Origin of the sequence: Actinomyces bowdenii (assembly GCF_017592395.1) — a bacterium.
Classification (GTDB): Bacteria; Actinomycetota; Actinomycetes; order Actinomycetales; family Actinomycetaceae; genus Actinomyces; species Actinomyces bowdenii.
In genome coordinates, this window is record NZ_JAGFOU010000042.1 from 1 (window position 1) to 4,598 (window position 4,598).

Sequence of the window (4,598 nt, forward strand, 5' to 3'; positions counted from 1 at the left end):
GGGCGTCAAAGGTGCGTTAGCGTGAGTCATGAAGACCTCCTCGGACCGGACGTGAGCGTGACAACCCACATCCTGCCCAGGAGGCCTTCACCTACCCAACCCGTTCACAACCTCCCAGGGAAGTACACCTAGAGCCGCCGACCAGGATTATCCCCGAGTTCTCATGTGTCTCTGGGCATTCTTTAGGTTCCGATTCTTAGCGTCGCCCCGTTCCCATCCCTTATCAGGACCAGGCCAGGTGACGCGATGAGCCCCGTCTTTCCCGAGCCTCCCCCGCCACAGCAGCAGCACGGGGGCCGGCCTCGCGGCAACGATGGCAGCGCTGCCGGCGATGGCCATCGGCCGGCCAAGCCGGATTCGACGGGGTCGCCAGCCGATCCTCCCGGACCGCAGGATCGGGGCGGCGCACCGGTAGCACCGCCTGGAGGCAGCCCCACGGCACTTCCGCCGAGCATGGCACCAGTCGTGCCACCAGCCCCGGGCGGTGGTGCGGGCCCGGTGCGCCAGGATGCGGTGCTCCCCTCGCCCGGCTATGGGCTGCCGCCCTCGATCCGCCCCGGCCGGACCACGGCCTCCTACCCCTCCTTCTCTGGCCGGCCCTCCGATCAGCCCGGAGCCGCCCTGCCCCCGCCTCCACCACTCCAGGAGCCCCGGCCCCATGAGCCGCCATCGCAGGAGCCACCGCCAGGAGTGCCCCCTCAGCAGGCGGTTCCCCCTGCGCAGGCGGCTCCGGTCCGGTACGCACCGGCGGCCCAGGCATCAGCGGCGCAGCCGCCCCGGGCACGTCGGGAGGAGGCGGCGCCCTCCTCGGCCGGCTATGGGCTGCCGCCCTCGATCCGCCCGGGCGAGAAGGCCCCGTCCTACCCCGGCCTGCTCGAGGCCGATACCAGTGGGAGGCCAGGGCAGTACGGGGTGATGCCGAGCGCGCCTGCCGGTCAGGACGGGCGGGGGCGGGCGCCGTCGGGCTCCTACGGCTACATCGCAGGCCCAGCGGTCCCGACTCAGGCGGGCGGGGGCGGCACGGCGCCGCCGGGCGGAGGGCCGCCCCCGTCGCAGGACGATGAGGTCCCGGGGCTGGAGTGGTGGGAGCGGCTGGGCGCGCGCGTGGGCCGGTGGCGCGGGCTGGTGGTCCTGCGGCGGATCCAGGTGGCCCTCATGTGGCCGGCGCTGGTGGTCGTGCTGGTGGGACTGATGGTCAGCCCGCTGCTGCGCGCGAGCATGGGCGCCTGGTTCGGGGCGATGTGGGTGGTCTTCGCGTGGTTCTGGATGGCGCGGCTCAAGACCGTCTCCTGGCGCATGATCTCGCTGGTCTTCGCGGTGGGAATACCCTGGTCGGGGGTGGTGGCCTGGATCTCGATGAGCCTGGCCGCCACGGCGGGCGTGGATGTGCGCAGCACCTCGGCGGAGATCGTGGTGGCCTCCGTGGTCGAGGAGCTGCTCAAGCTCGCTCCACTGGGCCTGCTGGGACTGCTGGCCCCGGGGCGGGCGCGGCGCCTGCTGGTGGTGGACTGGCTGGTGCTCGGTATCGCCGCAGGGGCGGCCTTCATGGCGCTGGAGGAGATGGCGCGCCGCTTCGCCTACCTCAGCGGGCAGGCGGGGCTAGCCGGCCTGATCGATCGGCTCCTGTGCTCGGGGGCGGGACCGGACCAGTTGGAGTGCATGGGCTTCTCCACCTTCGGGCCCTCCCCGTTCTCGGGCGCGGCGGAGGCCGCCCTGCCCTATGGGGGCCATGCCGTGGTCACGGGGATGGTGGCGGTGAGCATCGGCCTGGCGCGCCACGTGTGGTGGCGCACGGGACGGGTGCGCGCGGCAGCGCTGCGAGCCTTGGTGCGGGGCTTATGCGTGCTGGTACCGCCCTGGTTCCTGTGGGTGGCGATGGTCGATCACATGGGCCGCAACGCCTCACTGGAATCGGTGGCGTGGTTCGCCACCGACGGTCAGGCGCCGTGGCTGGTGGTGGGGGTTACGAGCGCGCTGACCGGCGGCGGGCAGGGGCGGGGCTGGCTGCTGCTGGTGCTGCTGGTGGTGGGGGCTGTGCTGGATGCCCGGGTGCTGCTGCATGGCGGGTACAGCGACAGCCTGTATGAGGATGTGGGCGTCTATGAGGGCCGGCCCGGTGGCGGCGCCCTGGGGGCGTGGCGGTGGCGCACCTTGGCAACGATGCCCTCCCATGCGTGGGGCCGGTGGAGCGCCGATGCGCTGGACGCCGTGGTGCTGCCGATGCTGGAGTGGCGCCTGGTGTGGCGGGCTGCAGCGGCGGGCAGGCTGCTGGGGCGCGTGAGCGTGCCTGTCTCCACGACGGTCGGGCTGCGCCAGACGCGCGCGCAGGCGGCCCGCCCGGTCCTGGATCCGGGGCCCGGGGGCCGGTGGGTGACGGTTGCGGTGGCGGCCGCCTGCGCAGCTGGGGGCCTGGGAGTGCTGTCCTTGGTTCCTGACGCCACGCGGGGTCTTGCCGAGCGTGTGGGCGACCCGCTGGACACGGACTGGCTGGCAGGGATCCTGGACCTCCTGGGCCAGGTGTGGGACTCCATGCCCCTGTGGCAGAAGGCTCTGCTGCTGGCCTTCATCATGGCTGCACTCATGCTCACCGGGGGCTCGTTCTGGTTCGCCCTGGGCTATGGGCTGACCTTCACCTCCTTCATGGGGGCCGCGCACAGCTGGGCCGGCTTCGTCCGCGATCCGGCGGGCACGATCCGCACCTACCTGGCCACGCACACCCCTGCCGAGATCGCCATGGATATCGGCCTGTGGGTGCTGGAGGACCTCGCCACCCGTGGCCTGGGCCGCACGGTGCACCGGGTCAGCGAGTACCTGGACAGTCCTCTGCTCGAAGCAGTGGTCTGGGGGCTGCACAGCCGCGGCCCGGGACGGCCGGGGGGTGTGCGTGATCTTGATCCTGTCTATGCTGGGGCCGATGCGCGCCGTGGCGCTACTGGTCAGGCCGGCTCCGGGCCCTCGGGCAGGGGCTCGGGCGCCAGCGGATCGGGCCGCGGGGGCACTGGGCATGGTGGGGCCGGTCATGGCGGCCCAGGGGGATCCGGATCCGCGGGCCACTCCGGTGGCCGCGAGGGCTCCGGAGGAGGCAACGGCGGCGGGGCTCCCCCACCCGGGTCGCACCCCGACTGGAACGACCCGGTCACCCGCCAAAACTGGTTCAATGGACTCGAAACCAAACGCGTCGCCCCCTACAGCGAAGCATACGCATACCAACACCGAGTCCTGGGAACCGACATCGAAAGAAAACTCGTATCCGACGACGGCAAGTCCATCTACGCCGACTCCGTCACCCCCGACGGAACCGCCTACACCGCCTGGGACGCCAAGCACAGCGGCGGCGGCCCCAAGGCCATCCACGAAGGAAACGCAGAACCATTCATCCAAGGCAGCGCCATGGAAGAGTTCGATAAAAACATGCAGAAATACGAAGCAGTAATTCATTCGTCGGGAAATCCTGTCAATAAACTGATCGTCGTCACTAACACCCCCGAGGCTCAGATCTACCTCACCCAAAGACTCCAGAGCATCCTGAGACCAGAGACCCCCTTCGAAGTACAACTCATCCCCTAGCACACCTTAGGAGAAACATCATGGGAATCAGTTATCTCATCATGACCATGAATCCCAGTCAGACGATTTTCAACGCAGATACGTTCATTATCGAAGGGCACCAGAAATGGCCAAATGTAGACTCATATAGATGGGAGATAGAAGGTAACGGATCAGATGCAGCACTCGATGTACACCCACCAACTGCCTCCTCATTTATAATTGATCACTTTCACAAGGATCACATGATCTCAGTAGATGGAACTCCCGAGCAGGCAGCCGAAGTGGCGGCCTGGGTTCGCTCCCTCCTCCCTAACCCCAATCTCGATTTATGGATTCTTGACAACCACCTCAGTGGGCATACTGTTCTGTTTCCTGGCATCACGCCTGAGCAAGTCTTGGACAACTGGGTCGATCACCGTGAACACGACCCCTACATCGAGTACCCCCAGTACTTCCACTAGCACTGCCTGCTCTGCAGCATATCGAAGGACACATCACAGCAGCTCACTCCATACGATCACCCATACAAAACGAAACACCGACCGCCCACCTTATAGTCATCCAACAAATCTGATCAACACGCCACCCTGAAGCAGTCAGCGGCATCCAAGCACTCAAGCCCGTCAACTCTGGGGCCGATGCGCGCCGCGGCGCTAACGGTCAGGCCGGCTCCAGCCCCTCGGGCAGGGTCGGGGGCTCGGGCGCCAGCGGATCGGGCCGCGGGGGCAGTGGGCATGGTGGGGCCGGTCATGGCGGCCCAGGGGGATCCGGATCCGCGGGCCACTCCGGTGGCCGCGGAGGATCCGGCGGGGCCGACGGCGGAGGCGGGGCTCCCCCACCCGCATCGCACCCCGACTGGAACGACCCGGTCGCCCGCCAGAACTGGTTCAACAACCTGGAAGGTTATTCAGGGGTGTTTACTGGCTCTTCGCATTTGAGGGTGTGGTAGGCAAGATTTATTGGTGTGTTTGGGGTGGGGCTGGGTGGGTGCGTCGTTGCTTGGGTGGGGGTCGAGGTCCCCCGATGATGGGAGCTGCTACACACGCCAC

2 protein-coding genes are annotated in these 4,598 nt (G+C 67.9%); both read left to right on the forward strand.

Annotation, left to right across the window (positions count from 1 at the left end; all coding sequences use genetic code 11):
- The first annotated feature begins 453 nt into the window (after positions 1-453).
- Positions 454-3,567, forward strand: coding sequence for a hypothetical protein (locus tag J5X07_RS12665; protein WP_208480036.1), 3,114 nt, complete (start codon positions 454-456; stop codon positions 3,565-3,567).
- 20 nt (positions 3,568-3,587) lie between these two features.
- The gene (locus J5X07_RS12670) at positions 3,588-4,010 is read left to right on the forward strand and encodes a hypothetical protein (protein ID WP_208480037.1); all 423 of its coding nucleotides are present in this window, start codon (positions 3,588-3,590) and stop codon (positions 4,008-4,010) included.
- The last annotated feature ends 588 nt before the right edge of the window (positions 4,011-4,598 follow it).

What these genes read in the sequence shown, in the direction of transcription:
- J5X07_RS12665 (WP_208480036.1), top strand. Translation starts at nt 454, where the DNA reads ATGGCACCAGTCGTGCCACCAGCCCCGGGCGGTGGTGCGGGCCCGGTG.
- J5X07_RS12670 (WP_208480037.1), top strand. Translation starts at nt 3,588, where the DNA reads ATGGGAATCAGTTATCTCATCATGACCATGAATCCCAGTCAGACGATT.